This window comes from Hoeflea sp. IMCC20628 (assembly GCF_001011155.1).
Taxonomy (GTDB): Bacteria; Pseudomonadota; Alphaproteobacteria; order Rhizobiales; family Rhizobiaceae; genus Hoeflea.
Map to the genome: position 1 here is coordinate 4,312,971 of NZ_CP011479.1, position 26,093 is coordinate 4,339,063.

General features: G+C 60.4%; 27 protein-coding genes. 9 read left to right on the forward strand and 18 right to left on the reverse strand.

Translation table 11 applies throughout. The annotated features are described in order from the left end of the window. Positions 1 to 10: 10 nt before the first annotated feature. The gene (locus IMCC20628_RS20185; RefSeq protein WP_047031684.1) at positions 11 to 199 is read right to left on the reverse strand and encodes a Flp family type IVb pilin; all 189 of its coding nucleotides are present in this window, start codon (positions 197 to 199) and stop codon (positions 11 to 13) included. Between the two features lie 373 nt (positions 200 to 572). Here IMCC20628_RS20185 and IMCC20628_RS20190 point away from each other — a divergent pair, with 373 nt between their 5' ends. The 3 genes from IMCC20628_RS20190 to IMCC20628_RS20200 all read left to right on the forward strand — a co-directional run bounded on the left by IMCC20628_RS20190 (position 573) and on the right by IMCC20628_RS20200 (position 2,372). Then, positions 573 to 986 carry a pilus assembly protein N-terminal domain-containing protein gene (locus IMCC20628_RS20190; RefSeq protein WP_082128256.1) on the forward strand — a complete coding sequence of 138 codons (414 nt, stop codon included), beginning with the start codon at positions 573 to 575 and terminating at the stop codon, positions 984 to 986. A gap of 127 nt (positions 987 to 1,113) precedes the next feature. After that, positions 1,114 to 1,749 carry a TadE/TadG family type IV pilus assembly protein gene (locus IMCC20628_RS20195; protein ID WP_047032820.1) on the forward strand — a complete coding sequence of 212 codons (636 nt, stop codon included), beginning with the start codon at positions 1,114 to 1,116 and terminating at the stop codon, positions 1,747 to 1,749. A 50-nt stretch (positions 1,750 to 1,799) separates the two neighbouring features. Then, positions 1,800 to 2,372 carry a TadE/TadG family type IV pilus assembly protein gene (locus IMCC20628_RS20200; RefSeq protein WP_047031685.1) on the forward strand — a complete coding sequence of 191 codons (573 nt, stop codon included), beginning with the start codon at positions 1,800 to 1,802 and terminating at the stop codon, positions 2,370 to 2,372. A gap of 32 nt (positions 2,373 to 2,404) precedes the next feature. Here IMCC20628_RS20200 and IMCC20628_RS20205 read toward each other — a convergent pair whose 3' ends face one another. Then, positions 2,405 to 3,382, reverse strand: coding sequence for a PhnD/SsuA/transferrin family substrate-binding protein (locus IMCC20628_RS20205; RefSeq protein ID WP_047031686.1), 978 nt, complete (start codon positions 3,380 to 3,382; stop codon positions 2,405 to 2,407). A gap of 133 nt (positions 3,383 to 3,515) precedes the next feature. Here IMCC20628_RS20205 and IMCC20628_RS20210 point away from each other — a divergent pair, with 133 nt between their 5' ends. The 4 genes from IMCC20628_RS20210 (at position 3,516) to IMCC20628_RS20225 (ending at position 7,238) form a co-directional block, all read left to right on the forward strand. Continuing rightward, a complete protein-coding gene (locus IMCC20628_RS20210) occupies positions 3,516 to 4,736 on the forward strand; it encodes a phosphopentomutase (protein ID WP_047031687.1) in 1,221 nt (406 codons plus the stop codon). Then, positions 4,733 to 5,704, forward strand: coding sequence for an adenosine deaminase (locus IMCC20628_RS20215; protein WP_047031688.1), 972 nt, complete (start codon positions 4,733 to 4,735; stop codon positions 5,702 to 5,704). The genes IMCC20628_RS20210 and IMCC20628_RS20215 overlap by 4 nt, the downstream gene beginning before the upstream one ends. A 179-nt stretch (positions 5,705 to 5,883) precedes the next feature. Next, positions 5,884 to 6,513 (forward strand): uracil phosphoribosyltransferase, encoded by a 630-nt coding sequence (gene upp, locus IMCC20628_RS20220; RefSeq protein WP_047031689.1) that lies wholly within the window; start codon positions 5,884 to 5,886, stop codon positions 6,511 to 6,513. A 170-nt stretch (positions 6,514 to 6,683) separates the two neighbouring features. Then, positions 6,684 to 7,238 carry a TIGR02281 family clan AA aspartic protease gene (locus tag IMCC20628_RS20225; RefSeq protein ID WP_047031690.1) on the forward strand — a complete coding sequence of 185 codons (555 nt, stop codon included), beginning with the start codon at positions 6,684 to 6,686 and terminating at the stop codon, positions 7,236 to 7,238. 21 nt (positions 7,239 to 7,259) lie between these two features. Here IMCC20628_RS20225 and deoA read toward each other — a convergent pair whose 3' ends face one another. The 8 genes from deoA to IMCC20628_RS20265 form a co-directional block, all read right to left on the reverse strand. Then, positions 7,260 to 8,570, reverse strand: coding sequence for a thymidine phosphorylase (gene deoA / locus IMCC20628_RS20230; RefSeq protein WP_047031691.1), 1,311 nt, complete (start codon positions 8,568 to 8,570; stop codon positions 7,260 to 7,262). An 8-nt stretch (positions 8,571 to 8,578) separates the two neighbouring features. Further along, positions 8,579 to 10,969, reverse strand: a complete 2,391-nt coding sequence (locus IMCC20628_RS20235) for an aldehyde dehydrogenase family protein (RefSeq protein WP_047031692.1) — start codon at positions 10,967 to 10,969, stop codon at positions 8,579 to 8,581. A gap of 10 nt (positions 10,970 to 10,979) precedes the next feature. Then, entirely contained in the window at positions 10,980 to 11,891 is a 912-nt protein-coding gene (deoC, locus tag IMCC20628_RS20240; protein WP_047032821.1) for a deoxyribose-phosphate aldolase, read from the reverse strand. 110 nt (positions 11,892 to 12,001) lie between these two features. Continuing rightward, positions 12,002 to 12,799 carry a purine-nucleoside phosphorylase gene (locus IMCC20628_RS20245; protein WP_156174595.1) on the reverse strand — a complete coding sequence of 266 codons (798 nt, stop codon included), beginning with the start codon at positions 12,797 to 12,799 and terminating at the stop codon, positions 12,002 to 12,004. Continuing rightward, positions 12,799 to 13,188, reverse strand: coding sequence for a cytidine deaminase (locus IMCC20628_RS20250; RefSeq protein ID WP_082128258.1), 390 nt, complete (start codon positions 13,186 to 13,188; stop codon positions 12,799 to 12,801). Before IMCC20628_RS20250 ends, IMCC20628_RS20245 begins: the two co-directional genes overlap by 1 nt. A 1-nt stretch (position 13,189) precedes the next feature. Beyond that, the gene (locus tag IMCC20628_RS20255; protein ID WP_047031695.1) at positions 13,190 to 14,161 is read right to left on the reverse strand and encodes an ABC transporter permease; all 972 of its coding nucleotides are present in this window, start codon (positions 14,159 to 14,161) and stop codon (positions 13,190 to 13,192) included. 4 nt (positions 14,162 to 14,165) lie between these two features. Beyond that, on the reverse strand, positions 14,166 to 15,299 hold the full coding sequence (locus IMCC20628_RS20260) for an ABC transporter permease (RefSeq protein WP_047031696.1): 1,134 nt from the start codon (positions 15,297 to 15,299) through the stop codon (positions 14,166 to 14,168). Next, positions 15,296 to 16,831, reverse strand: a complete 1,536-nt coding sequence (locus IMCC20628_RS20265; RefSeq protein WP_047031697.1) for an ABC transporter ATP-binding protein — start codon at positions 16,829 to 16,831, stop codon at positions 15,296 to 15,298. The genes IMCC20628_RS20260 and IMCC20628_RS20265 overlap by 4 nt, the downstream gene beginning before the upstream one ends. Positions 16,832 to 17,032: 201 nt before the next feature. Here IMCC20628_RS20265 and IMCC20628_RS20270 point away from each other — a divergent pair, with 201 nt between their 5' ends. After that, positions 17,033 to 17,467: a thioesterase family protein gene (locus IMCC20628_RS20270; RefSeq protein WP_047031698.1), complete on the forward strand. Its 435-nt coding sequence runs from the start codon at positions 17,033 to 17,035 to the stop codon at positions 17,465 to 17,467. Next, on the forward strand, positions 17,464 to 17,676 hold the full coding sequence (locus IMCC20628_RS20275; protein WP_047031699.1) for a SlyX family protein: 213 nt from the start codon (positions 17,464 to 17,466) through the stop codon (positions 17,674 to 17,676). The genes IMCC20628_RS20270 and IMCC20628_RS20275 overlap by 4 nt, the downstream gene beginning before the upstream one ends. Positions 17,677 to 17,683: 7 nt before the next feature. Here the strand turns inward: IMCC20628_RS20275 and IMCC20628_RS20280 are convergent, their stop codons facing one another. The 8 genes from IMCC20628_RS20280 to IMCC20628_RS20315 are packed head-to-tail and all read right to left on the reverse strand — an operon-like array spanning position 17,684 to position 26,020. Continuing rightward, positions 17,684 to 18,514, reverse strand: coding sequence for a TolB family protein (locus IMCC20628_RS20280; RefSeq protein ID WP_047031700.1), 831 nt, complete (start codon positions 18,512 to 18,514; stop codon positions 17,684 to 17,686). Then, positions 18,514 to 20,124 carry a glycoside hydrolase family 43 protein gene (locus IMCC20628_RS20285; RefSeq protein ID WP_047031701.1) on the reverse strand — a complete coding sequence of 537 codons (1,611 nt, stop codon included), beginning with the start codon at positions 20,122 to 20,124 and terminating at the stop codon, positions 18,514 to 18,516. Before IMCC20628_RS20285 ends, IMCC20628_RS20280 begins: the two co-directional genes overlap by 1 nt. Then, positions 20,121 to 21,164 (reverse strand): L-glyceraldehyde 3-phosphate reductase, encoded by a 1,044-nt coding sequence (gene mgrA / locus IMCC20628_RS20290; protein WP_047031702.1) that lies wholly within the window; start codon positions 21,162 to 21,164, stop codon positions 20,121 to 20,123. Before mgrA ends, IMCC20628_RS20285 begins: the two co-directional genes overlap by 4 nt. Positions 21,165 to 21,169: 5 nt before the next feature. After that, complete coding sequence (locus IMCC20628_RS20295; protein WP_047031703.1) at positions 21,170 to 22,312, reverse strand: Gfo/Idh/MocA family oxidoreductase; 1,143 nt, start codon at positions 22,310 to 22,312, stop codon at positions 21,170 to 21,172. Positions 22,313 to 22,317: 5 nt separating this feature from the next. Next, positions 22,318 to 23,070, reverse strand: a complete 753-nt coding sequence (locus tag IMCC20628_RS20300) for a sugar phosphate isomerase/epimerase (RefSeq protein WP_047031704.1) — start codon at positions 23,068 to 23,070, stop codon at positions 22,318 to 22,320. Between the two features lie 23 nt (positions 23,071 to 23,093). Further along, the gene (locus tag IMCC20628_RS20305; RefSeq protein ID WP_047031705.1) at positions 23,094 to 24,176 is read right to left on the reverse strand and encodes an ABC transporter ATP-binding protein; all 1,083 of its coding nucleotides are present in this window, start codon (positions 24,174 to 24,176) and stop codon (positions 23,094 to 23,096) included. Positions 24,177 to 24,180: 4 nt separating this feature from the next. Continuing rightward, complete coding sequence (locus tag IMCC20628_RS20310) at positions 24,181 to 25,071, reverse strand: carbohydrate ABC transporter permease (RefSeq protein ID WP_245307967.1); 891 nt, start codon at positions 25,069 to 25,071, stop codon at positions 24,181 to 24,183. Between the two features lie 43 nt (positions 25,072 to 25,114). Continuing rightward, positions 25,115 to 26,020: a sugar ABC transporter permease gene (locus tag IMCC20628_RS20315; protein ID WP_156174596.1), complete on the reverse strand. Its 906-nt coding sequence runs from the start codon at positions 26,018 to 26,020 to the stop codon at positions 25,115 to 25,117. Between the last annotated feature and the right edge of the window lie 73 nt (positions 26,021 to 26,093).

The window sequence follows — 26,093 nt, forward strand, 5'->3', positions numbered from 1 at the left end:
TGAGCCAATTTTACAGGCCCTGTGCGCCCTTGGCGGTATTCATCTTGTCGGAAAGACCCTGGAACTGTGCATTGAGCGTGTTGCCGAGGGTGGTAGCGCCGGTGATGAGGGCGACCGAGATAAGTGCGGCGATCAAGCCATACTCAATTGCGGTGGCGCCGGATTCGTCCTGAACGAAACGATTGATCATGTTTTTCATGGGATGCTCCTTAGTTCACATAATGGTTTCAGCACTCCGTCAACTGTTACCGTTGATCAGATAGAGGCACCCTACAGACAGGCATTTTCGATCTACTTAATAAAGAGAGTTAGCAAAACCTTCCGCGCCGGCAGCTGCAAACTGGCTTAATGGAGTCCGAACGAGCGCTCTCGAAAATCAGCTGTGCGCCGGCCCTATTATAGAGTGAACCTGAACGACGCCTTGTTTGAAGTATCGGGTCCATGTCAGCGCAAACCACGCTGCCGTTTGAACAGGGCGATGACTGATTTTTCAAAGATCCGGGCCGCTTTAAGGCTTCGTTCACCAATCCGAGTGATTTTAGGGGCTAGATCCGAAATCCCGAGGAAACGGCATGACCCACTCCCACCCAGTCCGAAGCCGGTTGATGCATGCCCTATGCGGCATGGCCCTGGTCACGATGTCGACACTTCCGGCACAGGCAACCGATGATGTCATCCGGGTGTTCATGGATCATGCGCGGATTCTCAAACTGGACCGCACCATCAGCAAGGTCATTATTGGCAATGCCGCAGTGGCCGATGTTGCCATCTCCGATCCGCAGACCATCGTGTTGACCGGCAAATCCTATGGCACGACAAATCTTGTCATTCTCGATCAGGCCGGCGATGCGATCGTCGATGAACGCATTCTGGTTTCTGTTGATGAGGCCAATACGCTTCGTGTTTTCAAACAGACGTCACGATCGGTGTTTTCCTGCTCGCCATCCTGCGAAGAGCATGTGCCGACGGCGGCAACGAGTCCCTGATCCCTTGCCCAGCGCAAGTATTGGTTGATGGTTGATTAACCACGCCGGGAGACTTGCCTGCAACCGCGTTACGAATATTCAACTAGTTTGGTCTAGCGTCGTCCCTTGACACCTAATGTCCGGGAGCATGACGATGAATGTCGATGATCAAGCCAATAAACGGCACACGTCACCACGGCGGATGCGGCGGATTCTTGCCCGGTTGAACCGATCCCGGGACGGGACGGCTGCAATCGAGTTCGGGCTGCTGGCGTTTCCCTTTTTCCTTTTGATCTTCGCCACCATCGAAGCCTTTATCGCTTTTGCTGGCGAACAATTGCTCGAAAACGCCGTTGATACGATGGGCCGGCAAATCCGCACGGGCCAGATCACGTTCGACATGGGCCGTGCCACTGATCTGACCGAAGTTCAGTTCCGCACAAAATTCTGCGGTGAGATCAGCCTGATGATCAAATGTGCTGACCAAGAAGACCCGGACGACAAGAAACTCTATCTCGATGTTCGGGAGTTTGCGGATTTCTCGGCCATCCCGACCTACATTCCAAAGATGGGCAACGAACGTTACTCGGATCTGGATGACACCGGCTTTGCCTATGATCCTGGTGGACCGCAAACGATCAATATTGTCCGGGCCTATTACCGTTGGGAAGTCATGACCGACCTTGTCAGGCCCTACATCACCAACATCCGCAAGGATGGTGAAATGCCGCACGACTACCTGATGGTGGCAACTGCTGCATTTCGCAACGAGAACTATCCGTGAATGGCGACACACGAAATGAAGCCAGGCGGAAATCACAAGGGAGCACGGCTATGACCGGCATCTTGATTGGACTGCGCGAGACCGCACGGAAGCTGCGCGGCGACCGTGCAGGCGTCGGCGCAGTTGAGTTTGCACTGATCGCACCGGTGCTGATTGTCCTCTATATGGGATCGCTGGAAGTGTCTGTCGCCATGTCGGTCAACAAGAAACTGGCGCGCGCTGCAAGCACCGTGGCCGATCTGGTGACCCAGGACGACAGCATCGACAAGGCTTTTCTCCAGTCCATGCTCAATGTGGCGCAAAGCGTGATGACGCCGTTTCGCGCTGACGGCGTGGCGGTGAAGATCACCGGAATCTCGATCAACGGGGCAGGTGTCGCGACCACCAAATGGTCATGGCAGGAAGACAACACGCGGCCCTATGTTGTTGGTTCCACCCAAACCCTGCCGAATGATCTTGCGATACCGAACACGTTTCTGGTTCGGACTGAAGTCGAGTTTGATCACGATCTGCTGCTGATCATGCCGGGCATACAAGACGTCGATTTCCGGACGATCCACATGAAGAAAACCTACCATCTCCGCCAGCGTGTCGGCGACGAAGTTTCCTGCGACAACTGCTGATGCGCCTTGCGAGACAATATTAACCGGCGCGGTCAACGCGCCGGTGGCGTGACGGAACTGTTCAACAGACCTTCCACGAGTCCCCGCACATTGCGGTAATCCTCCGGATCCGGCGTGACATAGCCGCCGCCATAGACCGGCTCGAAAATATCGAGCAGTCCCGGGGCCTTGGACGGCATTTCGTCAAGAAATCTTCCCAGAGCCTCGACCAGATCGTCTGGCAGTGACCGGTGTGCGGCATGCGGACCATAGGGAATGCGCTGGGACGACCAAAGCACCCGGAGCGGGTCTGCGGCCCCGATGCCGGACCGGTTCCAGCCACCAAACAAATGCGTCAGATCCGAGCCTGCATCGCCTGGAATATCCGGCAGCCAGGCAAAATATCCGTCAACTTCTCCGGCAAGGTACAGCGCGATCACCGCGTTTACGCTGCCGGCGCGGACCAGCTGTGGCGCATCCAGGCTGCCTGCCCGGATTGCCTGTTGCGGAATTTGCCATCCGGAAATCGACTCTTCACTGGAATAGGCGATCCTGAGCCCTTCCACCGGCCGATTGATGCTGTCACGTGCAACAAGCACCGAGCGAAAGCCGGTTGATCCATCGGCAGCCACCGGGCTTCGAAACGCCCGGACACAGCTGCAGACTGCATCGGTGGCGGCAAAGGATCTGGCAGAATGGATCGCGTAGCCGACGCGTCCACTGGCCTGCGCGTCAATCAGGGCCGCGTAACTGGCCATTTTGATGATCTCGACTGGAATGCCCAAAGTGGTCGCGAAAGAATGGCGGACCGCGTCAAGTTTCAGCGGATCTGCGGCTGCAACATGGGATTCGACCAGACCAATCCGCAGCACCGGAACGGATTCCCGGTAATCAGCCCGCGCCGCGCCGACCACGCACACAGCCGCTGCCAAACCGGCCCAGCACAGCAGGCGGGCCGGACGGGCCAATTCGTGTGCTCGTCTGGTGGACAGATGATGGGCAAGTCTGGCGGCTAGCTTGATCGTGATCATGGGAAAACCTGTATCATAAATGGCTGGATATGCGTGGATGTGGTGAAAACAGGGTTACCAGGCCAGAGACAGCTTCCGCCCTTCCGGTGACGGTCGAATCCGGCTAACCTGTGTCTCCCTTGGAGATTACTTTATGGCGCGTGCATTCCTGTTTGTTCTTGATTCTTTTGGCATCGGCGGAGCGCCAGACGCTGAAGCCTATGGAGATCTCGGCGCCAACACGCTGGGGCATATCGCCGAACAATGCGCGGCTGGGCTCTGCGACCGTCCAGGATTGCGTTCAGGTCCCTTGTCGTTGCCGCATCTGCAATCGCTGGGATTGGCTGAAGCGGCACTGGCTGCGTCTGGCGACATTCCGGCCGGATGGCAACTCGTGGCCCAACCCCGCGGAATTCACGGTGCCGCAAGCGAAACATCGCACGGCAAGGACACTCCGTCCGGGCATTGGGAGATCTGCGGCCAGCCGGTGATGTTTGACTGGGGCTATTTTCCCGACGACGGTCCGGCATTCAGCGACGAACTGGTTGCCGAGATCATATCGGAAGGCGAGTTGCCGGGAATTTTGGGAAATTGTCACGCGTCAGGCACCGAGATCATCGCCCGGCTCGGCGCGGAGCATGTGCGTACCGGTAAACCAATCTGCTACACCTCGTCTGATTCGGTGTTCCAGATAGCTGCCCATGAGGAGAGTTTCGGCCTGCAACGGCTGATCGACCTGTGCCAGATCGTGCGCAAGCTAGTCGATCCGCTCAATATCGGCCGGGTGATCGCGCGGCCTTTCGTGGGGACGGCCGAGACCGGCTTTGACCGCACCGGCAACCGTCGCGATTTTTCAGTGCCGCCACCCGGACCGACCTTGCTCGACCAGGTCAAGGAAAGCCAGCACCGGGTGTTCGCTGTTGGCAAGATCAGCGATATTTTCGCGCATCAAGGGGTTACCGATTTGCGCAAGGCGAGCGGAAACGCGGCCCTTTTCGAGGCCACCCTGCAGGCCACCCGGGATGCCGGTGATGGCGACCTGGTGTTCACCAATTTCGTCGACTTCGACATGCTGTACGGCCATCGCCGCGATGTTGCGGGTTATGCCGCGGCGCTGGAAGCGCTGGATGCGATGCTGCCGCGTTTTGCCAAGATGTTGAAGCCTGGCGATCTGGTGCTGATGACTGCTGATCATGGCTGTGACCCGACCTGGCGCGGGACCGATCACACCCGCGAACGGGTGCCTATATTGGGCTTTGGCCCCGGGGTGGCCGGACGCGACATCGGTGTGCGCACGACTTTTTCCGATATTGGCGCAACACTGGCAAAGCATCTGGGCTTGCCCGCAAGCGGCAATGGAAGGAGTTTTCTGTGACCGGGAATGTGAAGAAGGCGGAACTGCACTGCCATATCGAAGGTGCAGCCTCGCCGGAACTGGTCCGGCAACAGGCGCGAAAATATGGCGCCGATGTCTCGGGTTTCATCTCCGGTGACAGCTATATCTGGTCTGATTTCACCGAGTTTCTGGTGGCCTATGATGGCGCTGCCGCGTTGTTCCGCAGCCAAGACGACTATGCCTTGCTGGCGCGTACCTATCTTGAGGGCATCGCTGCCGAAAATGCCATTTATTCCGAGATCTTCGTGTCACCAGACCACGCCGTGGCTGCAGGCCTGTCTCCGTCAGCCTATTTTGACGGTCTTGCCGAAGGTATCGCCCAGGCGAAGGCTTCCACCGGTATTGAATGCAGGATGATCATCGTCGGGATACGGCATCTGGGCGCGGAAAAGGTGGAAGCGGCAGCAAGGCTTGCCAGCACGCGACCGCATCCGTTGATCACCGGGTTCGGCATGGCCGGAGAGGAACGCTTCGGCAAGGTTGCCGATTTCGCCGGCGCTTTCGACATCGCGCGCGACGCCGGACTTGGCATCACCATCCATGCCGGTGAACTCGCCGGACCCGACAGCGTACGCGACGCACTTGATCATGTCCGTCCCTCCCGGATCGGCCACGGAGTCCGTGCAACTGAAGACGAGGCTCTGGTCCGGCGGATAGCCGATGAAGGCGTTGTCCTGGAAGTCTGCCCCGGCTCCAATCTGGCACTGAAACTGTATCCGGACATTTCCAGGCACCCGTTTGATCGCTTGCGGCGCGCTGGCGTCAAGGTGACGCTGAGCTCCGATGATCCGCCGCATTTCGCATCTTCGATCGGCCGCGAGTATCAGATGGTGGCTGACGCCTGGGGCTATGATGCGGCTGAATTGACCGGTTTTACCCGCACGTCCCTTGAAGCGGCCTTCATTGACGAGCCCACCCGTGCAATTCTCTTGGGACAGCTTGACTGAAATCGGTCCGGGCGGTTGCCGGAGCCAGACAATCGGTGTCTAAATCGAGACTGGTTCAAACCGTGCTCCGGGAAATTTTCGGCAAGGAGACGGTGAAGATGTTTCAGGCGACAGGCGCCCTCATGCATTGATTGTCGAGATCAATGCGGCGTCCGGTCAAAGCTTCAAGGCAGAAAAACATGAACGGCGTAACGGTCATTGATCATCCCCTGGTGCAGCACAAGCTCACCATCATGCGCAAGAAAGAGACTTCGACAGCGGGTTTCCGGCGGCTGCTGAGGGAAATTTCGACCCTGTTGTGCTACGAAGTCACCCGGGATCTCGAGCTGACCATGGAGCGGATCGAAACACCGCTGGTCGAAATCGAAGCGCCGGTGCTTGAAGGCAAGAAGCTGGTGTTCGCCTCGATCCTGCGGGCCGGCAACGGCTTGCTGGAAGGCATGCTGGATCTGGTCCCCTCGGCCAGGGTCGCCCATATCGGTGTCTACCGTGACCACGAGACACTGGAAGCAATCGAGTATTTCTTCAAGGCACCCGAAGATATCAGCAACCGGCTGGTCATCGTTGTCGACCCTATGCTGGCCACCGGCAATTCGGCCATTGCATCGATTGACAAGCTCAAGGAGCGCGGCGCTGGCAACATCCGGTTCCTCTGCCTGTTGGCGGCACCGGAGGGTATTCGTAATTTTCAAAAGGCCCATCCGGATGTACCGGTTTTCACGGCCTCCATCGACAGCCATCTCAACGAGAAGGGCTATATCGTTCCCGGTCTGGGCGATGCCGGCGACCGGATGTATGGCACCAAATAGGCTGTGATGGTCAAAGCGCTTTTCGCGCAGAGTTAACGGTGTCGACGCAAGGCCCCGCATTGTTTGGAGCTTCTTAACCAATCACGCCGGTTTTCGCACGATTGTCGCGATTTTCACGCAGCGTTAGTCTTAAACATGTCTTATGAGCCGGTAATCTCGGGAGTGCCGGCATGTTCAAAAATCTGTTTCTTATGTCCTGCGCGGTGCTGGCCGTCTCCGGCCTGCCCTACTATGCTCAGGATCTTCGCGCGTTTCTGCCTCAGAACGCCGGCCTGGAAGCCGCCACCGCCACGCCGGTAGCGGCCCCCGCGCGCGAAGCCCCGGCAAAACCACTGGCGCATTATGCGACCGGGGTTCGGGCAGCCAGCATTCCGATGAACAAGGACGGGCATTTTTCCGCGGATTTTCACATCAACGGACGCTATGTGCGCGGAATGATCGATACCGGCGCGACCTATGTTGCGCTCAACCGGACCACAGCGCGCAATCTCGGCCTCGGACTTGCAAATTCCGATTTCAAACACCAGGTTCGCACGGCCAACGGACTGACCGAAGCTGCGCTGGTCACCATTGACCGCATCGAAGTCGGATCCGTTTCAGTCGACAATGTCCAAGCCTTCGTGCTTGCGGACTCGGCACTTTCGTCCACCCTGATTGGCATGAGTTTCATGTCGAAGCTGCAAACCTACCGGGTCAGCAACAACAGGCTCGAACTGGTCAACTGAACCGGCCAGTTCGTGGGCCTGTCAGCCCTGGCGGCCCATTATGACCGGTGATGCCGCCGGAGCCTCTTCGCCGATCCGCACAGCCTTGCGCAATTGCGCCCGCACCTCCGCCACCTGATCATCATCCCTGGCATGCACAAGTGCGATCGGCGTATCCTTCTCGACCCGGCTGCCGATCGGCAGCAATCCCGTCAATCCGACCGCGTGATCCACCGGGTCGCTCGGACGGGTGCGGCCGCCGCCCAGCGTGACGACGCAGAGCCCGATGCCACGCGTGTCATAGCCTGTGACATAGCCTTGCCGCTCCGCCGCGCATTCCGAAATGACCGGCGCTTTGCCGAGATGCTTGTCAACATCTGCAAGGAAATCCGCCGGACCGCCGAGGTCGGCCACCATCCGGTTGAAGTGTTCGGCAGCGCTGCCATCTTCAAGCGCCCCGAGCGCACGGGCTGTGGCTTCTTCGGAATTGGGCGCCAAGCCACCCGACACCAGCATTTCGGCGGCCAGCGCCAGCGTCACCTGCTGCAGGCGACTGTCGCGGGCCTTTCCGGTCAGGAAATCGACGGCGTTCCTGACTTCAACCGCATTGCCGGCAGCGCTTGCCAGCGGCTGGTTCATGTCGGTGACCATCGCCGAGGTCGGCATGCCGGCGCCGGTAGCTACCTCGACCAGCGATCGCGCCAACTCTTGTGCCCGCTCGGGATTGTCCATGAAAGCACCGTTGCCGCATTTGACATCCAGCACCAGTGCACCGAGGCCGGCGGCAAGTTTCTTGGAGAGGATCGAGGCGGTGATCAGCGGAACCGATTCGACCGTCGCGGTCACGTCGCGGATGCCGTAAAACCGCTTGTCCGCCGGCGCCAGATTGCCGGTCTGGCCAATGATGGCGCAGCCAACCGAGCCGACGACCTTGCGAAACAGGGCATTGTCCGGCATCGCCGTGTAGCCGGGGATCGATTCCATCTTGTCGAGCGTTCCGCCGGTGTGACCAAGGCCGCGGCCGGAGATCATCGGCACGGCCAGTCCGCAGGCTGCTGCAATCGGCGCCAGCATCAGCGAGACATTGTCACCGACACCGCCGGTCGAATGCTTGTCGACCACCGGGCGGTCGAGTTCGGGCCAGGACAGCACTTCGCCCGAATCCCGCATCGCCAGGGTGAGTGCCACTGCTTCTTGGCGAGCCATGCCCTGAAAGAAGATGGCCATGGCAAGTGCTGCGACCTGTCCCTCGCTGACGCTTCCATCGGTGAGGCCACGGACAAAATCTGCAATATCGGCAGGATCGAGCTCGCCGCCATCGCGCTTGGTCCGAATGATTTCCTGAGGAAGCATGATCCGCCCTATACGCCGAATGGCGTCCAAATGGTTTTGATGCGAACGGCGCGAAACAAAAACTCCTCACCCTGGCCCTGAGTGGCATCGAACCAGTCGCGCGCCTTGCCGTTGTTGGCCCAGACTGCCTTGAGGTTTCCGGCCGACTCGCGCTCGACCAGTTCGGTTCCGCTGGCGCCGCCGAAATACCAAAGTGCCGCGATGTCATCATGCTTGGCCATGGTGTCGGCGAGCGTATCGCGATCACCGGTGACAATGTTGACGACACCGCCGGGCACATCGGAGGTATCGAGCACCTGGTAGAAATCGCAGGCCGCCAGAGGCTGGCGTGGTGACGGTGTCACCACCACGCGGTTGCCCATGGCAATGGCAGGCATGACCAGGGATACAAAGCCGAGTAGCGGCGCTTCGTCGGGGCATGACAGACCCATCACGTCCAATGGCTCGTTGAGCGCCAGCGTCAACATGCGCTTGTCGGGCGCGCGCACCGCGCCGTCATATTTGTCCGCCCATGCCGCGTAATACATGATCCGCGCCACAGAAGCCTCGACCTCATGTTTGGCTGCGGATGACGAGGCGCCGGCATCCGCCAGACGCGCGGCGAATTCAGCGGCACGCAGTTCAAGATTCTCGGCCAGGAAATAGAGCACCTGCGCACGGGCATGGCCGGTCATACCGCTCCAGCCGGACGCCTTGTGTGCTGCCTCGACGGCATTGCGGATGTCCTTGCGGTTACCAAGCCCGACTTCCGCCAGGTGCTTGCCGCTCTTGCCGGTCACCGGATAGGAATAGCCCGAATCCGGACGCGCCTGCTTGCCGCCAATATACATCTTGACGGTGCGGTCGAGCGCGGTGGCGTCGCCGCCAAGGCCGGGTACGGGAGCCGGAACCGGCTCGCTTTCGGGCAAGGCCTTGGTCTTTTTCTGCCAGGACGGCACTAGATATTCGAGCATGCCTTCGCGGCCGCCCTCGCGGCCGAAACCGCTCTCCTTGTAGCCGCCAAACCCGGCTGAGGCATCAAACAGGTTGGTCGAGTTGATCCAGACTATGCCGGATTTGAGTGTGCGCGCGGCATCAAAGGCCTCGTCGAGATTTTGCGACCAGACCGATGCCGCCAGACCGTAGCGCGAATTGTTGGCGAGCTGGGCCGCTTCGCCCGGGGTACGGAAGGTCATCGAGGCCAGCACCGGTCCGAAGATCTCTTCCTGCGCCAGTGTCAAGGACGGCGCCACATCGGTAAACAGCGTCGGCGGGAAGAAGCAGCCATCGGCGTTCTCGATGGTCTTTGCCCAGCTCGGTTGCCACATCGTGGCGCCTTCGGCGATACCGGCCTCGACCTTGGCGGTGATCTCCCGCATCTGCACCGGGGCGACGACGGCGCCCATGTCCATAGACTTGTCGAGCGGATCGCCGACGCGCAGCTTTTCCATCCGGGCGCGCAGCTTGGCATGAAAGCGGTCGGCGATGCCTTCCTGAACGATAGCGCGGGAGCCTGCGCAGCAGACTTCGCCCTGATTGAACCAGATGGCGTCGACCACGCCTTCGACCGCCGCATCGATATCGGCATTTTCGAAGACGATGAAGGGCGATTTGCCGCCGAGCTCCAGCGACAGTTTCTTGCCCGAACCCGCTGTCTGGCGGCGAAGCAGGCGGCCAACGGCGGTGGAGCCGGTGAAGGCCAGTTTGGCGATATCGTCGTGCGCGGCCAGCGCCGCACCGGTGTCGCCGGCGCCGTTGACGAGATTGAACACGCCGGCGGGAAGCCCGGCCTCGGCGCAGATTTCAGCGAATGCCAGCGCGGTCAGCGGTGTGTGTTCGGCGGATTTGAGCACCACGGTGCAACCGGCAGCCAGGGCCGGCGCGACTTTCCATGACAGCATCAGCAGCGGGAAATTCCACGGGATGATCTGGCCGCAGACACCGACTGCCTCGTAGCCGGGAAATTCGCTGTCGCGCAATTCGGCCCAGCCGGCGTGATGATAGAAATGCCGTGCCACCAGCGGAATGTCGATGTCGCGGGTTTCGCGGATGGTCTTGCCATTATCCAGCGTTTCGAGGACCGCCAGAAAGCGCGCGTGCTTTTGCACGTGACGGGCCAGCGCATAGATGTGGCGGGCACGCTGGTTGCCCGACAGCGCCTGCCATTTCTTCAGCGCCTTGGAGGCTTCGCCCACGGCCTTGTCGACATCCTTGGCATCGGCAATGGCGACGTCGGCGAGCTTTTCGCTGTTGGCCGGATTGTGGACCTCGAAAGTCTCGCCCTTGGGCTTGGTGAAGGCGCCGCCGATGAAATGACCGAAGCCGGCTTCGTGGCTGGCGAGCCATGCGCGCACATCCTTGCTGTCTTCCGGCGCGGGTCCGTAGTCCATGGTGTTGAGAATATCCCTGATCTTGTTCATCGTGTGCTCCTCACGCCATGCCGTGGTGATCGGCAGACGCATAGCGTCCGGTCACATTGTGTTCGATCTGGCGTTCGATATCACCGAGCAGCGAGCTGGCACCAAAGCGGAACAATTCCGGCTTGAGCCAGTCATTGCCGAGTTCTTCCTTCATCAGGATAAGCCAGGCGATGGCGTCCTTGGTGGTGCGGATACCGCCAGCCGGCTTGAAGCCGCAAATCTGTCCGGTGTATTCGAGATAATCGCGAACCGAGCGCACCATGGTCAGGCTGACCGGCAGGGTGGCGTTGACGGCTTCCATCCCGGTCGAGGTCTTGACGAAATCGGCGCCGGCCATCATCGAGACCATCGACGCCTTGTAGACATTCGACAGGGTCTTGAGTTCACCGGTGGCGAGAATGGCCTTCATGTGGGCATCGCCACAGGCCTCGCGCATGGCCCGCACCTCTTCATAGAGCGCCGTCCAATTGCCGGTCAGCACATGGCGTCGCGAAATGACGATGTCGATTTCATCAGCACCTTCGCCCACTGAATAAGCGATCTCCGCCAGACGCTGCGGCATCGGGGTCAGACCGGCGGGAAATCCGGTTGCCACCGAGGCCACCGGAACACCGGAGCCCTCAAGCGCCTTGACTGCCGTGGCAACCATCATCGGATAGACGCAGACAGCGCCGGTGGTCAGGCCGTAATCTTCAAGGCCCAGGGCCTTGACCAGATCTGCCCGCAGCGGGTTGCGCGCCTTGGCGCAGAGCCGCTCGACCTTGCCGGGAGTGTCGTCGCCGGCCAGCGTCGTCAGATCGATGCACTCGATGGCGCGGATCAGCCAGGCGGCCTGCCAGCTCTTCTTGACCGTCCGCCGGGTGGTCAGCGTTGCAACGCGGCGTTCCGTCGCCGACAAATTGACCGACATGTTTTCAAACATCGCCGGCAGGAATTCGGTGCCGCTATTGCGTTTGTGAACCGGGGCAACCGAAACCAGTTGCGATCCGGTTGCTTCGCGTTCAGTCGCCGCCGCTTTGACGGTTTTGGTGCTCATGCCAGATCTCCGATGGCGTGGGTCAGGATGGCAGCGAGCCGCTTGCCGCCAACCGGCGCCATGTCCTTGGTTTCCTGATGGCTCAACTCGCCGCCGGTCATTCCGGCACCGTAATTGGTGATCACCGAAGCCGCCGCCACGTTCATTCCGAGGAAGCGGGCGAGGATAACCTCGGGAACCGTCGACATGCCGACCGCGTCTGCTCCCAAACCGCGCGCCATGCGGATTTCAGCCGGGGTTTCGAAACTCGGGCCCGAAAACCACATATAGACGCCTTCGTGCATTTCCGTGCCGGTCGCTTCGGCCGCAGCTTCAAGGCTCCCGGCGAGGCCGATATCATAGGCGCTGGTCATTCCGACGAAACGGCGATCACTGGGCTCCCCGAACAGCGGATTTGTGCCGGAGAAATTGATGTGATCAGAAATCCGCATCACCGATCCAGGCGGCATATCCTCACGCAATGATCCGGCCGAATTGGTCAGGAACAGATTGGTCACGCCGATGCCCTTCAAAGCCTCCAGTGGCACCCGCATCGCATCGGCCTGGCCGTGTTCATAATAGTGCACCCGGCCAGACAGCACGATGACCGGCGTTTCGCCGATGTATCCGGCAACGATCTCGCCGGCATGGCCGGAAACACCGCTGGCAGGAAAACCGGGCAATTCGCCATAGGCGATGCGCACCGGGTCGGTGACAGTTTCGACGAGAGACCCCAGGCCCGAGCCCAGGACAATGGCATGGCGCGGCATGAAACCGCGCAGCCGATCGGTCAGAACGTCAATTGCCGCATTCATCAAATCACCTCGGTTGCGAATGCATAGGGTAGCAATTCATCCATCCGCAGGGTTTTCTTGACACCTTCGGCATCGCACAGATGCACCAGCGTGTCGGCATCGGAAAATTCCGCCAGTCGTTGACGGCAGCCGCCGCAGGGCGTGCAGAGATCGAGTTTCTCGGCGATCACCGCAACCTCGCGAATCCGGGTCGAGCCGGCCATGATCATGTGGCCGATGGCCGTGGTTTCGGCGCACCAGCCTTCCGGAAAGGCAATCACTTCGATATTGGCGCCGGCGTGGATCGAGCCATCCGCAGCACGGATCGCAGCACCGACCGGAAATTTCGAGTAGGGCGCGTGGCACTTGGCCATGGCATCGCGTGCGGCTTCAAAAAGATCCCTGGCCATCTTATCGCTCCTTGACATAGGGCACACCGCCAGCGCGCGGCGGTATGGCCTTGCCGATAAAACCAGCCAGCAATATGACGGTCAACATATAGGGCAGCGCCTGCATGAACTGCACCGGCACCGCGCCGATGAGCGGCAGCTCATTGCCCTGCATGCGGATCGACATCGCATCCAGAAAGCCAAACAGCAGGCAGGCGAACATGACGTTGACCGGCTTCCACTTGGCGAAAATCAACGCCGCAAGCGCAATGAAGCCCTTGCCGGCGGTCATGCCCTTGACGAAACCGGCGGTCATGGCCATCGACAGATAGGCGCCGGCAATGCCGCAAAGAATGCCGCAGCAGATCACCGCGCGGTAGCGCAGCCAGATCACCGAAATGCCGGCGGTATCGACCGCGCCGGGGTTTTCGCCCACCGCGCGCAGTCTGAGACCGAAGCGGGTCCGGTAAAGCACCCACCAGGTGAAAGGCACCAGCGCGAAGGCCAGATAGGTCAGCAGGAAATGCCCCGACAGCAGGTTGGAATAGATCGAGCCAAGGATCGGTATATCGGCCAGTTCCGCAGCGAAGGGCAATTCGACAGTGGTGAATCGCTCGCCTTCGCCCAGTTGTGGCGTGCGGCCACCCTGCCGGAACCAGGCCTGGCCGAGGATAACGGTGGCGCCAAGGGCGATGAAGTTGATCGCCACACCGGAGACGATCTGGTTGCCGCGCTGGGTGATGGAGGCAAAGCCATGAACCAGCGCCAGGCAGACCGAGACCAGGATCGCAGCCAGTAGCCCGATAAAAGCGGATCCGAAGACCGAGGCTGCAGCACCGCCGGCAAAGGCTGCGGCGAGCATCTTGCCTTCGAGACCGATGTCGAAAATGCCGGCGCGCTCGGAATACAGCCCGGCAAGCGCTGCCAGGATCAACGGCACCGAAACCCGCACGGTCGATTGCAGAATGACGATCAGCGTATCGAAATATTCCAAGGGTCTACTCCGCCGCTGGCTGGGGCTTGTCCGCACGGGCGGCCCCCAGAGTTGCAAAAAACGTGGTGATGGCCGGCCGGAACATGTTTTCCATGGCGCCGGCAAACAGGATCACAAGGCCCTGAATGATGGTGATCATGTCGCGGGAAATCTCCGGCATCTCGAACGAAATTTCGGCGCCGCCCTGATAGAGCATGCCGAACAGGATGGCTGCCGGAATGATTCCCGCCGGATGCGATCGGCCCATCAGCGCCACGGCAATGCCGACAAAGCCGGCTCCGCCTACGAAATCGAGCTGCATGGAATGCTGGTCGCCCATGATCGGATTGAGCGCCATCATGCCGGCCAGCGCGCCCGACATCATCATGGTGATGATGATGATGCGGTTCTCGCGGATACCGGCATAGACTGCCGCCGAAGGGCTGTGGCCCATGGTGCGAATTTCATAGCCAAGCTTGGTGCGCCAGATCACCAGCCAGACGACGAAGGCGGCGACCAGCGCCAGCAGAAATGACAGGTTGAACGGCGCGCCGCCGATATCGAGACCAAAGGGCGACAACAGCCAATCCAGCCGCGGCAATTGGCCGTTTTCGGCAAATTTGCGGGTTTGCGGCGCCATCGAGCCGGCCGGCTTGAGCACATCGACCAGCACATAGACCATCAAGCTCGAGGCGATGAAATTGAACATGATGGTGGTGATCACCACATGGCTGCCGCGCTTGGCCTGCAGCCAGCCCGGAATCAGCGCCCAGGCCCCGCCAGCCAGAGCTGAGCCCAAGATGGCGACAGGGAAAATCACATACCAGGGGGCGAACTGATCCAGCCACAGGCAGGGCAATACCACGCCGAGGCCTGCGACATAGGCTTGGCCCTCGCCGCCGATATTGAACAGGCCGCAATGAAAGGCCACGGCGACAGCCAGGCCGGTGAAGATGAAATTGGTGGCGTAATAGAGCGTGAAGCCGATGCCTTCGCCATAGCCGAAAGCGCCTTCAATCAGCAGGCTTGCGGCACGCAGCGGGCTCTGGCCGACGGCCAGCACCACGAGACCCGCGACCATGAAGGCAACAATCAAATTTATCAGCGGAATCAGTCCGTAATCCACCCAGGCGGGCAGCTTTGCATAGGGTGCACTCATTCTGCTGCCTCTCTGGCATCTTCCACACCGGCCATCAGCAGGCCCAATTCACCCTCGCCTGTCTCGGGCGAGCGTTCGCCGACAATACGGCCGTCAAACATGACCAGAACCCGGTCCGACAATGAGCGGATCTCGTCAAGCTCGACCGAGACCAGCAGAACCGCCTTGCCGGCGTCGCGCATCTCGATGATGCGTTTGTGAATGAATTCAATGGCGCCGACATCGACACCACGTGTCGGCTGGCCAATGATCAGAACCGCGGGATCGCGTTCCATTTCGCGCGCCAGCACGATTTTCTGCTGGTTGCCGCCGGAAAAATTCGCGGTCTTCAGCCGTGGATTGGGCGGGCGAATGTCGTATTTCTCGATCTTCTCGACCGCGTCCTTGCGGATCGCATCCATGTTGAGGAACACGCCGTTGAGGTATTTCGGATCGCCGTGATAGCCGAGGATCGAGTTTTCGCTTTCATCGAACTTCAGCACCAGGCCCATATGCTGGCGGTCTTCCGGTACATGGGCCAAACCCCGCTGCCGCAACTCTGCTGCATCGGCTTTTCCTGTGACATTGATCGGCTCGCCCTTCAGCAACACCTTGCCCTTGACCGCACGGCGGATACCGCAAATGGCCTGCAGCAGTTCGGACTGCCCATTGCCCGCAACGCCTGCGATGCCGACGATCTCGCCGGCGCGCACCTGGAAGGAGACATCCTTGACCATGTCGACGCCGCGGCTGTCGCGCACGGTCAGGTTTTCAACCGAGAACAGCACCTCGCCAGGCGAAGCGGGACCCTTGTCGACCTGCAGCAGCACACGGCGGCCGACCATGAGTTCGGCCAGTTCCTCCACAGAAGTTTCCGACGTTGTCCGGGTCGCCACCATTTCGCCGCGCCGCATCACCGACACCTCGTCGGTGACAGCCATGATCTCGCGCAATTTGTGGGTGATCAGCAGGATGGTTTTGCCCTGTGCCTTGAGCTGCTCCAGGATACGAAACAGGTGATCGGCCTCTGCCGGGGTCAGCACGCCGGTCGGCTCGTCGAGAATCAGGATTTCGGCGCCGCGATAGAGCGCCTTGAGGATTTCCACGCGTTGCTGGATGCCGACCGGGAGCTCCTCGATGATCGCATCGGGATCGACTTCAAGCTCATATTCATGCTCGAGCCGCTTGAGCTCCGCCCGCGCCTTGGTGATGCCTGCGGTGAGGATCTGGCTGTCCTCGGCGCCAAGCATGACATTCTCAAGCACGGTGAAATTTTCGACCAGCATGAAATGCTGGTGAACCATGCCGATGCCAGCGGCGATGGCCGCGTTCGGATCCTTGATGACAGTTTTCTTGCCTTCGACAAAAATGTCGCCGCTGCCGGCCTGATAAAAGCCGTAGAGGATCGACATCAAGGTGGATTTGCCTGCGCCGTTCTCGCCAATGATCCCGTGAATGGTGCCCTTGCGAACACTCAGATTGATGTTCTTGTTGGCGTGAACGAGGCCGAACTTCTTGTCGATCCCCTTGAGTTCAATGGCAATGTCGATCATGGCCCCTCGTCATTTTTCAGGTTCGTCATCACCGCCCCTGTCACGGCCGCGACCTTTGGCTTAGTCTCGACAGTTCTGATTACAAAGTCCAGAATCAATTGAGGAATGTCCTGTGCAGTCATTGGTTTTCAACACCACCACCCGGCCGAAACGCGGCAGAGACGCTTGCGGTCTGTTGAACGGTATGGTGAAAGCGCGCCGATGACACGCACGCCTCCTCCCACACGCACCGAATTCCTGGTGTTTTCCGGCCTTCAGACCCGTTGGGCCGATAATGACATGTATGGCCACATGAACAATGTGGTGCACTACCAGCTGTTCGATACCGCCATCAATCAGTGGCTCATAGAAAAAGGCCTGCTCGATCCGCTGAACGGAACCATCGTCGGGCTGGTGGTCGAAACCGGTTGCCGCTACCACGCCGAGGCGATGTTTCCTGACCGGATTACGGCGGGAATTGCAGTTTCACGGCTTGGCGGATCGTCGGTCACCTATTCAATCGCGCTGTTTCGCAATGACGAAGAAACTGCCTTTGCCGACGGCAGATTTGTCCATGTCTATGTGAACCGCGCCACACGACGGCCTGTCCAGCTGCCAGACCCCTGGCGCCGGATTCTAGAGGAGATTGCCCAATGACCGATGCAGTTGAACTGCGGCTGGTAAAGCTTGAAGAACTGGTGGCGCATCAATCCACGGCGATCGAGGACCTGTCGCGGCAACTGGCTGACCAGTGGAAGCTGACCGAGCGGCTGCGTGGCGAGTATGATCAGTTGACCAACCGTTTCCAGGAGGTCGAGGAAGCAGCCCTCGGCTCGCAGCAGCAGCAAAAACCACCCCACTGGTGAGCCGGCTTTACGCGGCAGCCGGCTGGTAGCGGACGAAGGCGAAGCGTGCGCCATCGGGCGACCAGCACGGCACATTGATGCTGCCCTGACCGCCAAACAGCGCCAGCAATACACGCACCGACCCGTCGGCCATATCCAGCAGCCGCAATTCGACATCGCGGTCGCGCGGATGGCCCTCGGTTCCGGGCTGATAGCTGAGATAAAGCACCGCCCGGCCATCGGGAGCAGGATGCGGGAACCAGTTGAGCCTCTCGTCATCGGTCATTTGCTGCGGGGCGCCGCCGGTCGCTGCTTTCCGCCACAGGTCCATGCTGCCGCCACGGTCGGAATTGAACCAGATCCAGACCCCGTCGGGCGAATAATCCGGGCCGTCATAGTGGCCGCCGCCGGCTATCAGCAGGGTCTCGTCACCGCCCCCCACGTCTATGGTGTAGATGCCGAAATCGCCGTCGCGTCGGCCGACTAAGGCGAGCGTGGTGCCATCGGGCGACCAGCCATGCCACCAGGAGGGAACTTCTCTCGTGACCCGGCGCGGGACGCCGCCACTGACCGGCAGCACCCAGATGCAGGACTGGCCGGTGTCGGTGGAATCGCTGATCACCAGCTGTGTTCCGTCCGGCGAGATGCCGTGATCATTGTTGCAGGCTACCGCATGGCCGGTGTCGATCGGCGCGAGTTCCGGCGCATCAAGCGGAACCCGAAACATGCGGCCATCGCCATTGACGACCAGCGACGCGCCATCCGGCGTCCAGTTCGGCGCCTCGATCAGAAGGTCGGTCGCAAGCACCTCTTCGATCGCGCCGCTGGCGAGCTCATAGATGCACAAGTGGCTGCGCATCACGCGTCCTTGGGGATGTAGGTGAACTGGCTGTAATCGGCGGGAATCCCGTCACCGGAGGTGTCGAACGCCGCCATTCCGGCGAAGGCGCCGGTGAACGAGGCATGTTCGCCGCGTCCGCCCTCATCGGATATCACGCTTGCATCGAGCACCGGACCAACCGGCATCCAGTCCGAGCCGTGAACCCTGTAGAAAAACTGCAACTCCGCGCCATCAATCTCCATGGCGAGTTCGACCGCGCCATCGACCGGCAGCAGCACCGGCGGGTCGAGCGGGAACTGCAGGCGCGCATCCGGCCAGTCGCCGGGGCAGCTCAGGATGGTGAGAACCCGACCCAGATCCTCATGCCATGTGACGGCCAGAAAATGGAACTTGTGCCGGTTGTAATAATGCACCAATCCGGCGGCCTGCTGGAAATTTTGCGGTTCGAAGGAGAGCATGGTCTCGGCACGGAAATGCAGATGCTCCTGCCTGCGGGCGACCAGCGATTGCTCGAACCAGCTGCCGATGGATTCGCGCGCGATCAATCTCAGCGCCGAGCCGGTCAGCGAAAAGATCCGCTCCGGAACCGGTGTGCGCAGCCACTGGAATTCCTGCGGCAATTCCGTGCCGTCAAACGTCCGCCGCACCGGCTCTGCCGGCAATTTGCGGCTTGCCGGGTCGGGCGCATCCACCTCCAAAGCCGGCACAAGACCGCCCTGGGCCAGACGAAGCCAGCCATCCGCGCCCCAGACGCATTTCTGCAGGCCGGTTTCCCGCCCGAGCGGCGAGCGCCGGGTTTCGGGCAGCGGCCGTGAACACAGATGGGTGTGATAGACCGCGCCGCCGGGTGTCTCGACCATCTGGCCATGGCCGGCGCGCTGCAACGGCGCGTCGGGCGTGTCCTTCGAGGTCATCAGGAAGGTCTCGGGATGCAATTCGTAAGGTCCGGCCAGTGTGCGCGAGCGCGCCATGGTGACGGCGTGATCATAGCCGGTGCCGCCTTCGGCGACGGTCAGATAGTACCAGCCTTCCCGCTTGAACAGATGCGCGCCCTCGACCAGCCCGTGCGGACTGCCTCCGAAAATATTCTCCGGCTCACCAATCAGCTTGCCCGCCTGCGGATCATATTCCTGCATCAGGATGCCGGCAAAGGCCGGGTGCTTGGGACTGCCGCCGATCGAGTTGGAGCGGTGGTTCCAGACCATGTTGACGAACCATTTGCGGCCGTCATCATCATGAAACAGCGACGGATCGAAGCCCGACGAATTGACCCGCACCGGGTCCGACCACGGGCCTGCAGTATCCGGCGCGGTGACGATGTAGTTGTGGCTGTCCTTGAAATTGCCGTCGAGTCGTTTGACGTCGGTGTAGACCAGCCAGAACAGCCCGTCAGCATAGGACAGGCAGGGCGCCCAGATGCCGCAGGAATCGGGATTGCCGCGCATGTCGAGCTGGCTGGCGCGATCAAGCGGGCGGCCGACAAGCCGCCAGTTGACCAGATCCGTCGAGTGATGGATCTGCACGCCGGGATACCATTCGAAGGTCGACGTGGCGATGTAGTAATCCGACCCTGCCCGACAGATCGAGGGATCCGGGTTGAAGCCGGGCAGGATCGGATTGATGATCATTTTCTCGAGGGTCCCTTACGCTCGGACGAGGCCGCCCACAGGTTGATGTCGGCGTCGCGGGCATAGGTATCGATTTCAGCCAGTTCAGCCTCGGTGAAATCCTGGTTCTCGAGCGCGCCGACGCAATCGATGATCTGCTGCGGCTTGCTGGCGCCGATCAGCGCCGTGGTGACGCGGCCACCGCGCAGCACCCAGGCCAATGCCATCTGGGCAAGGGTCTGGCCACGGCGCTCGGCAATGACGTTGAGTGCGCGGATGTTGTCGAGATTGCGCTCGTTGAGGAAGCCTGCATTGAGCGATTTTTCCTGCGCAGCGCGGCTGTCCTCGGGAATGCCGTTGAGATATTTGCCGGTCAGCATGCCCTGGGCCAGCGGCGAGAAGACGATCGATCCGATGCCTTCTTCGTCGAGCGTGTCGAGCAAGCCGTCATCTTCGACCCAGCGGTTGATCATCGAATAGCTTGGCTGGTGGATGAGGCAGGGCGTGCCCAGCTGCTTGAGGATCGCGGCAGCTTCCTTGGTGCGCTTGGAATTGTAGCTCGAGATACCGGCATAGAGCGCGCGGCCGGAGCGGACGATGTGGTCGAGCGCCATCATGGTTTCTTCAAGCGGCGTTTCGGGATCGAAACGGTGCGAATAGAAGATATCGACATAGTCGAGACCCATGCGCTTGAGGCTCTGGTCGCAGCTTGAGACGAGATATTTGCGGCTGCCCCATTCGCCGTAAGGTCCGGGCCACATGCCGTAGCCGGCCTTGGATGAAATCACCATCTCATCGCGCAGGCCATGGAAATCGGTCTTGAGGATGTCGCCAAAAGCGGATTCTGCCGAGCCGGGAGGCGGGCCGTAATTGTTGGCCAGATCGAAATGGGTGATGCCGAGATCGAATGCGGTGCGGCAGAGTTCGCGCTTGAGCTCGTGCGGCGTGTCGCCGCCGAAATTGTGCCACAGGCCGAGCGAGATTGCCGGCAGTTTCAGGCCGGACCGGCCAACACGCCGGTAGCTCATGGTGTCATAGCGGTTGGATGCAGGTGTCCACATGGGTGCTAGTCTTTCGTGTTCAGGAGTAACGCTGCTTCCTTGAGTCCCAGCGGAGCAGGTTGGTCACAACTGGTGGTCAGCTGGATGAATTTGCCGGTTTCCCCAGAATGAAGGATTGCGGTCATTACGTCCACCACATGCAGCGCAAATTCCAGTGAACAGCGGTGCGGCCGGTCTTCGAGAATGGCAAGAGCCATGTCGGCGAGACCAGCGGTGCGATAATTGGCCATCATGCCCTGTTTGTGCTCCTGATTGGGCACGCTGAAGGGATGATCCCATGCGGGCAGGTCGCCCTGCTTGCCGCCGGACTCGATCAGCTCCACCTTTCCGCCAAAGAAATTCGGATCCGGAACGATCAGGCTGGCTTCCGTGCCATAAAGCTCCATCGGACGGTGGCCGTGTGTCTTGACGTCCCAGCTGGCGCCAAGCGTGACCAACGCCCCATTGGCGAATTCGAGAACGGCGTGCACCGTGGTTGGCGTCTCGACCTTGATCATCTCGCCGAAGCGCGGCTCGGAGGTGATCTTGCGCTCCGGGCTGGGAACCGAGGTCATGGCGGCCACGCGCACGACCGGACCGATCAGCTGCACCAGATTGGAAATGTAATAGGGGCCGAGATCAAGGATCGGGCCGCCGCCGGGCTTGAAGAAGAAATCCGGGTTGGGATGCCAGTGCTCCATGCCCGGACTGAGCACATGGCATGTGCCGCCGGTGATCCGTCCGGCCGCACCAGTGTCGACCAGATGCCGCGCCAGCTGATGGGCGCCACCCAGGAACGTATCGGGCGCAGAACCGACCCTGACGCCGTGTCTGGCAGCGCGTTCGGCAAGATCGCGCCCTTCCTCAACCGAGAGCACGAAAGGCTTTTCCGAATAGACGTGTTTGCCGGCGTCGAGCACCTGTGCCGACACCGCGTAGTGCACGGCTGGAACAGTCAGGTTGACGACCATGTCGATGTCGGAGGCAGCGAGCAGTTCCTCGACGGTTTCCGCGCGGATACCATATTCCTCGGCCCGCATCCTTGCCGCGTCTGGATTGATATCGGCGCAGGCACGTACCTTGATGCCTTTGAACAACGGCGCGAGCTTGAGATAGGAGGTTGAAATATTTCCGCAGCCGATGATGCCGACGCCCAGAACATTTGCCATGACGGTTATTCTCCCTTGCCCTGAAGCCAGGCGATCGAGCGCTTGGCAAAACGGGTCGTATCCGACGGCTTGTCGTGTTCCATGACATAGAGGCGTTTCACCTGCGAAGCGCGCAACTGCCTGAGCAGTGCAGTCCAGTCGACGGTGCCGTGGCCGACATCGGCCCAGCCGTCTTCATCCTCGCACTCGCCCTGCGGCGCGATGTCCTTGACATGAACCGCGGTGATGCGGCTGTCATATCGCTTGATCCAGTCGGCTGGGTCGCCGCCGCCGCGGATGATCCAGGCGATGTCGGCTTCCCATTCGACGCCGGGTGCCCGGTCGAGAATAACCTGCATGGGCACCGTGCCGTCGGCGAGGGCGACAAATTCAAAGGCGTGGTTGTGCCAGCCGAAGTTCAAACCATGGGCGCGAACCTTGACGCCGACTGCCTCGAGCCGGGCAGCGAAATCCTCCCAGCCAGCGCGGTCGGCAGGGCGCAACTCCTCGACCAGATGCGGGCAATAGATGGTCTGGATGCCCAAAACCTTCGCCTTGGCGAAGACGCCGTCGAGATCGGTCTCCAGTGCGTCGATGGAGAAATGGCCAGAAGGCATGGACAAGCCATTGGCATCCATGAGCGCGCGGAAGCCCGCCGGGTCCTCATAGATGCCGCCAAAACCTTCAACCATTGTGTAGCCGGCTTCGGCAAGCATCGTCAGGACGTCCTGCCAGGGCTGGAAATCGCGGGCACTGTAAAGTTGGAACGAATAGGTCATGGCCTTGTCTTTCTGTACGGGAATTAGAGACGAAGTTCGGAAGCTGCATCAAACACGGAGGCGCGGGCCGGATCGAAGCCGATGCGGACGTGATCGCCGACGCGCATGCTGGTCTGGCCGTCGACGCGAAAGCGGAATTCACACCCGTCAAGCATCGACCAGACCAGCGTATCCGCCCCCATCGGTTCCACGACATCGACCTCGACCTCCGCCGAATAGCGCTCGGATGACGCTGCTTCGCCAGCAACGATATGCTCGGGGCGGATGCCGAATATGCCGGGGCCGGATTTGGCCGGACCGGAAAACGGATAGCTCGTCAGATCGATGGTCTGGCCAGCGAAGCGAAAACTGGGGCTGGCGCCAGCATCGAGTTCGCCGGGAATGAAATTCATTCCGGGAGATCCCATGAAGCCGGCAACATAGAGATTGACCGGACGGTTGTAGATCTCGTGCGGGTTGTCGAGTTGCTGGATGGTGCCCGCCCGCATCACCGCGATGCGGTCCGCGAGCGTCAGCGCCTCGATCTGGTCATGGGTGACGTAGATCATCGTGTTCTTGAGTTTCTGGTGCAGCCGTTTGATCTCGACACGCAGTTCGGCGCGCAATTTGGCGTCGAGATTGGACAGTGGTTCATCAAACAGGAACACCTCGACGTCGCGCACCAGTGCGCGGCCAATGGCAACGCGCTGGCGCTGGCCGCCTGAGAGCTGCGCCGGCTTGCGCTTGAGCAGCGGTTCGATCTGCAACACGCTGGCGGCGCGGGCGATGCGGCTGGCGATCTCGTCCTTGGGCAGGCGGGCATTCTTCAGTCCGAAGCCGAGATTGCCCTCCACCGTCATCTGCGGATAGAGCGCGTAGGACTGGAACACCATGCCGATGCCACGGTTGCTGGGTTCTTCCCAGGTGACATTGCGGCCGGAGATGATGATCTGGCCATCGGACACATCGAGCAGGCCGGCGATGCAGTTGAGCAGCGTGGACTTGCCACAGCCCGAGGGCCCGAGCAGCACCAGGAACTCGCCCTCGTCGATATCGATGCTCAAGGACTTGAGCACTTCCAGAGCGCCGAATTTCAGGGTCAGGTCGCGGACCGATACACTAGTCATGTTGTTATCCCTTCACCGCACCGGCCGCGATGCCGCGCACAAACAGTTTTCCGGAAACGAAATAGACGAAAAGCGGCACAATGCCGGTGAGGATCGTCGCCGCCATGTTGACGTTGTATTCCTTCACGCCCTGGGTCGAATTGACGATATTGTTGAGCTGCACCGTCATCGGATAGAGGTCGGGCTTGGTGTAGATGACGCCAAACAGGAAGTCGTTCCAGATGCCGGTGACCTGCAGGATCATGGCGACAACGAAGATCGGCAGGCTCATCGGCAGCATGATGCGGAAATAGATCGACCAGAAGCCGGCGCCGTCAATGCGCGCGGCGCGGAACAACTCCTCCGGGATCGACGAAAAGTAATTGCGGAACAGCAGTGTGAGGATCGGCATGCCGAAGACTGTGTGGACCAGCACCAGGCCGGTGAGGCCGCCATAAAGGCCCATCTCGCGCAGGATGATGACGATCGGGTAGATCATCACCTGATAGGGAATGAAGGCCCCGACAATCAGGATGGCAAAGAAGGTTTCGGCGCCCTTGAAGCGCCAGTTGGCCATGGCATAGCCGTTCACCGAGGCAATGATGATCGACAGGATTACCGAGGGCACGAGAATCCGCACCGAGTTCCAGAAGCCGCGCGAAAGGCCTTCGCAATTGAGCCCGGTGCAGGCCTCCGACCAGGCCTTGACCCATGGCTGGAAGGTGACCTCCACCGGCGGCGAAAAGATGTTGCCAATGCGGATTTCCGGCATGCCCTTGAGGGAAGTGACGACCATCACGTAAAGCGGCAGCAGGTAATACAACGCCACCACGATCAGGGTGCTGTAGAGCATGATGTTGCGGCGGGTGAAGCGCTTGCGCGGCTTGCGGCCGCGCGGCCCCTCAAGCGGGATCACCGACTGGCTGACGGGTTTGCCGGATGGCGTGGTAAATGTTGAATCAGACACGACGTCCCTTGCCTCCGAATTCGAGATAGGCCCAGGGCACGACAACGATGACCACGGTGAGCAACATCATGGTGGAAGCGGCAAAGCCCTGGCCGAGATTCTGCGACAGGAACATGGTGTCGTAGACATATTTGGCCGGCACTTCCGAGGCGATGCCGGGGCCTCCGCCGGTCTGGGCGACGATCAGGTCATAGACCTTGATGATGCCCGAGGTGACCAGCACAAGCGCGGTGATGAAGATGCCGCGCATCATCGGAATGACCACGAAAATATAGGTCTTCCAGGTCGGGATGCCGTCGATGCGGCAGGCCTTCCAGATGTCTTCGTCAATGCCGCGCAGGCCGGCGAGCATCAGGCACATGATCAGCCCGGTTTCATGCCAGAGCCCGGCAATCAGCACGCCGTAGATGACGATATCGGAATTGTAGAGCGGGTCGAAAGCGAAACTGGTCCAGCCCAGCGAGCGGACCACATTCTGGACGCCGAAATCCGGGTTGAGGATCCATTGCCAGGCAAGGCCGGTGACGATGAAGCTCAAGGCGAAGGGATAGAGGAAGATAGTGCGAAAGGTGTTTTCAAAGCGGATCTTCTGATCCAGAAGCGCCGCCAGCAGGAAACCGCCGATCATCACGAAGATCAGGGACAGCACACCGTAAATCGCCAGATTCTCGATCGAGATCAGCCATTTGCTGCTCGACCACAGCCGCTCATACTGATCGAAGCCGACGAATTTCTCGCGCGGCAGCAATTTCGAATTGGTGAAGGAATAAAGGACGGTCCAAAGCGTGCCGCCGACAAAAACCACCAGGACGGTCAAGATCATCGGGATTGCGGCGATCTTGGCGTTGGCGTTGCGGAACCAGTTCGAGGGGCGTTGATTTCGCGCCATCGCGTCCACTCTCCTGCTTATCAATTGCAATGATATCGAGATGCGCTGGTCCGGTCGAGACAGGACCAGCGCTCGAGAATGA

Coding starts and splice junctions, on each gene's coding strand:
- IMCC20628_RS20280 (WP_047031700.1), bottom strand. CDS start 18,514: ATGCGCAGCCACTTGTGCATCTATGAGCTCGCCAGCGGCGCGATCGAA.
- upp (WP_047031689.1), top strand. CDS start 5,884: ATGAACGGCGTAACGGTCATTGATCATCCCCTGGTGCAGCACAAGCTC.
- IMCC20628_RS20285 (WP_047031701.1), bottom strand. CDS start 20,124: ATGATCATCAATCCGATCCTGCCCGGCTTCAACCCGGATCCCTCGATC.
- IMCC20628_RS20295 (WP_047031703.1), bottom strand. CDS start 22,312: ATGGCAAATGTTCTGGGCGTCGGCATCATCGGCTGCGGAAATATTTCA.
- IMCC20628_RS20270 (WP_047031698.1), top strand. CDS start 17,033: ATGACACGCACGCCTCCTCCCACACGCACCGAATTCCTGGTGTTTTCC.
- IMCC20628_RS20190 (WP_082128256.1), top strand. CDS start 573: ATGACCCACTCCCACCCAGTCCGAAGCCGGTTGATGCATGCCCTATGC.
- mgrA (WP_047031702.1), bottom strand. CDS start 21,164: ATGTGGACACCTGCATCCAACCGCTATGACACCATGAGCTACCGGCGT.
- IMCC20628_RS20275 (WP_047031699.1), top strand. CDS start 17,464: ATGACCGATGCAGTTGAACTGCGGCTGGTAAAGCTTGAAGAACTGGTG.
- IMCC20628_RS20200 (WP_047031685.1), top strand. CDS start 1,800: ATGACCGGCATCTTGATTGGACTGCGCGAGACCGCACGGAAGCTGCGC.
- IMCC20628_RS20195 (WP_047032820.1), top strand. CDS start 1,114: ATGACGATGAATGTCGATGATCAAGCCAATAAACGGCACACGTCACCA.
- IMCC20628_RS20245 (WP_156174595.1), bottom strand. CDS start 12,799: ATGAATGCGGCAATTGACGTTCTGACCGATCGGCTGCGCGGTTTCATG.
- deoA (WP_047031691.1), bottom strand. CDS start 8,570: ATGCTTCCTCAGGAAATCATTCGGACCAAGCGCGATGGCGGCGAGCTC.
- IMCC20628_RS20300 (WP_047031704.1), bottom strand. CDS start 23,070: ATGACCTATTCGTTCCAACTTTACAGTGCCCGCGATTTCCAGCCCTGG.
- IMCC20628_RS20235 (WP_047031692.1), bottom strand. CDS start 10,969: ATGAACAAGATCAGGGATATTCTCAACACCATGGACTACGGACCCGCG.
- IMCC20628_RS20260 (WP_047031696.1), bottom strand. CDS start 15,299: ATGAGTGCACCCTATGCAAAGCTGCCCGCCTGGGTGGATTACGGACTG.
- IMCC20628_RS20265 (WP_047031697.1), bottom strand. CDS start 16,831: ATGATCGACATTGCCATTGAACTCAAGGGGATCGACAAGAAGTTCGGC.
- IMCC20628_RS20205 (WP_047031686.1), bottom strand. CDS start 3,382: ATGATCACGATCAAGCTAGCCGCCAGACTTGCCCATCATCTGTCCACC.
- IMCC20628_RS20185 (WP_047031684.1), bottom strand. CDS start 199: ATGAAAAACATGATCAATCGTTTCGTTCAGGACGAATCCGGCGCCACC.
- deoC (WP_047032821.1), bottom strand. CDS start 11,891: ATGTTTGAAAACATGTCGGTCAATTTGTCGGCGACGGAACGCCGCGTT.
- IMCC20628_RS20250 (WP_082128258.1), bottom strand. CDS start 13,188: ATGGCCAGGGATCTTTTTGAAGCCGCACGCGATGCCATGGCCAAGTGC.
- IMCC20628_RS20210 (WP_047031687.1), top strand. CDS start 3,516: ATGGCGCGTGCATTCCTGTTTGTTCTTGATTCTTTTGGCATCGGCGGA.
- IMCC20628_RS20225 (WP_047031690.1), top strand. CDS start 6,684: ATGTTCAAAAATCTGTTTCTTATGTCCTGCGCGGTGCTGGCCGTCTCC.
- IMCC20628_RS20305 (WP_047031705.1), bottom strand. CDS start 24,176: ATGACTAGTGTATCGGTCCGCGACCTGACCCTGAAATTCGGCGCTCTG.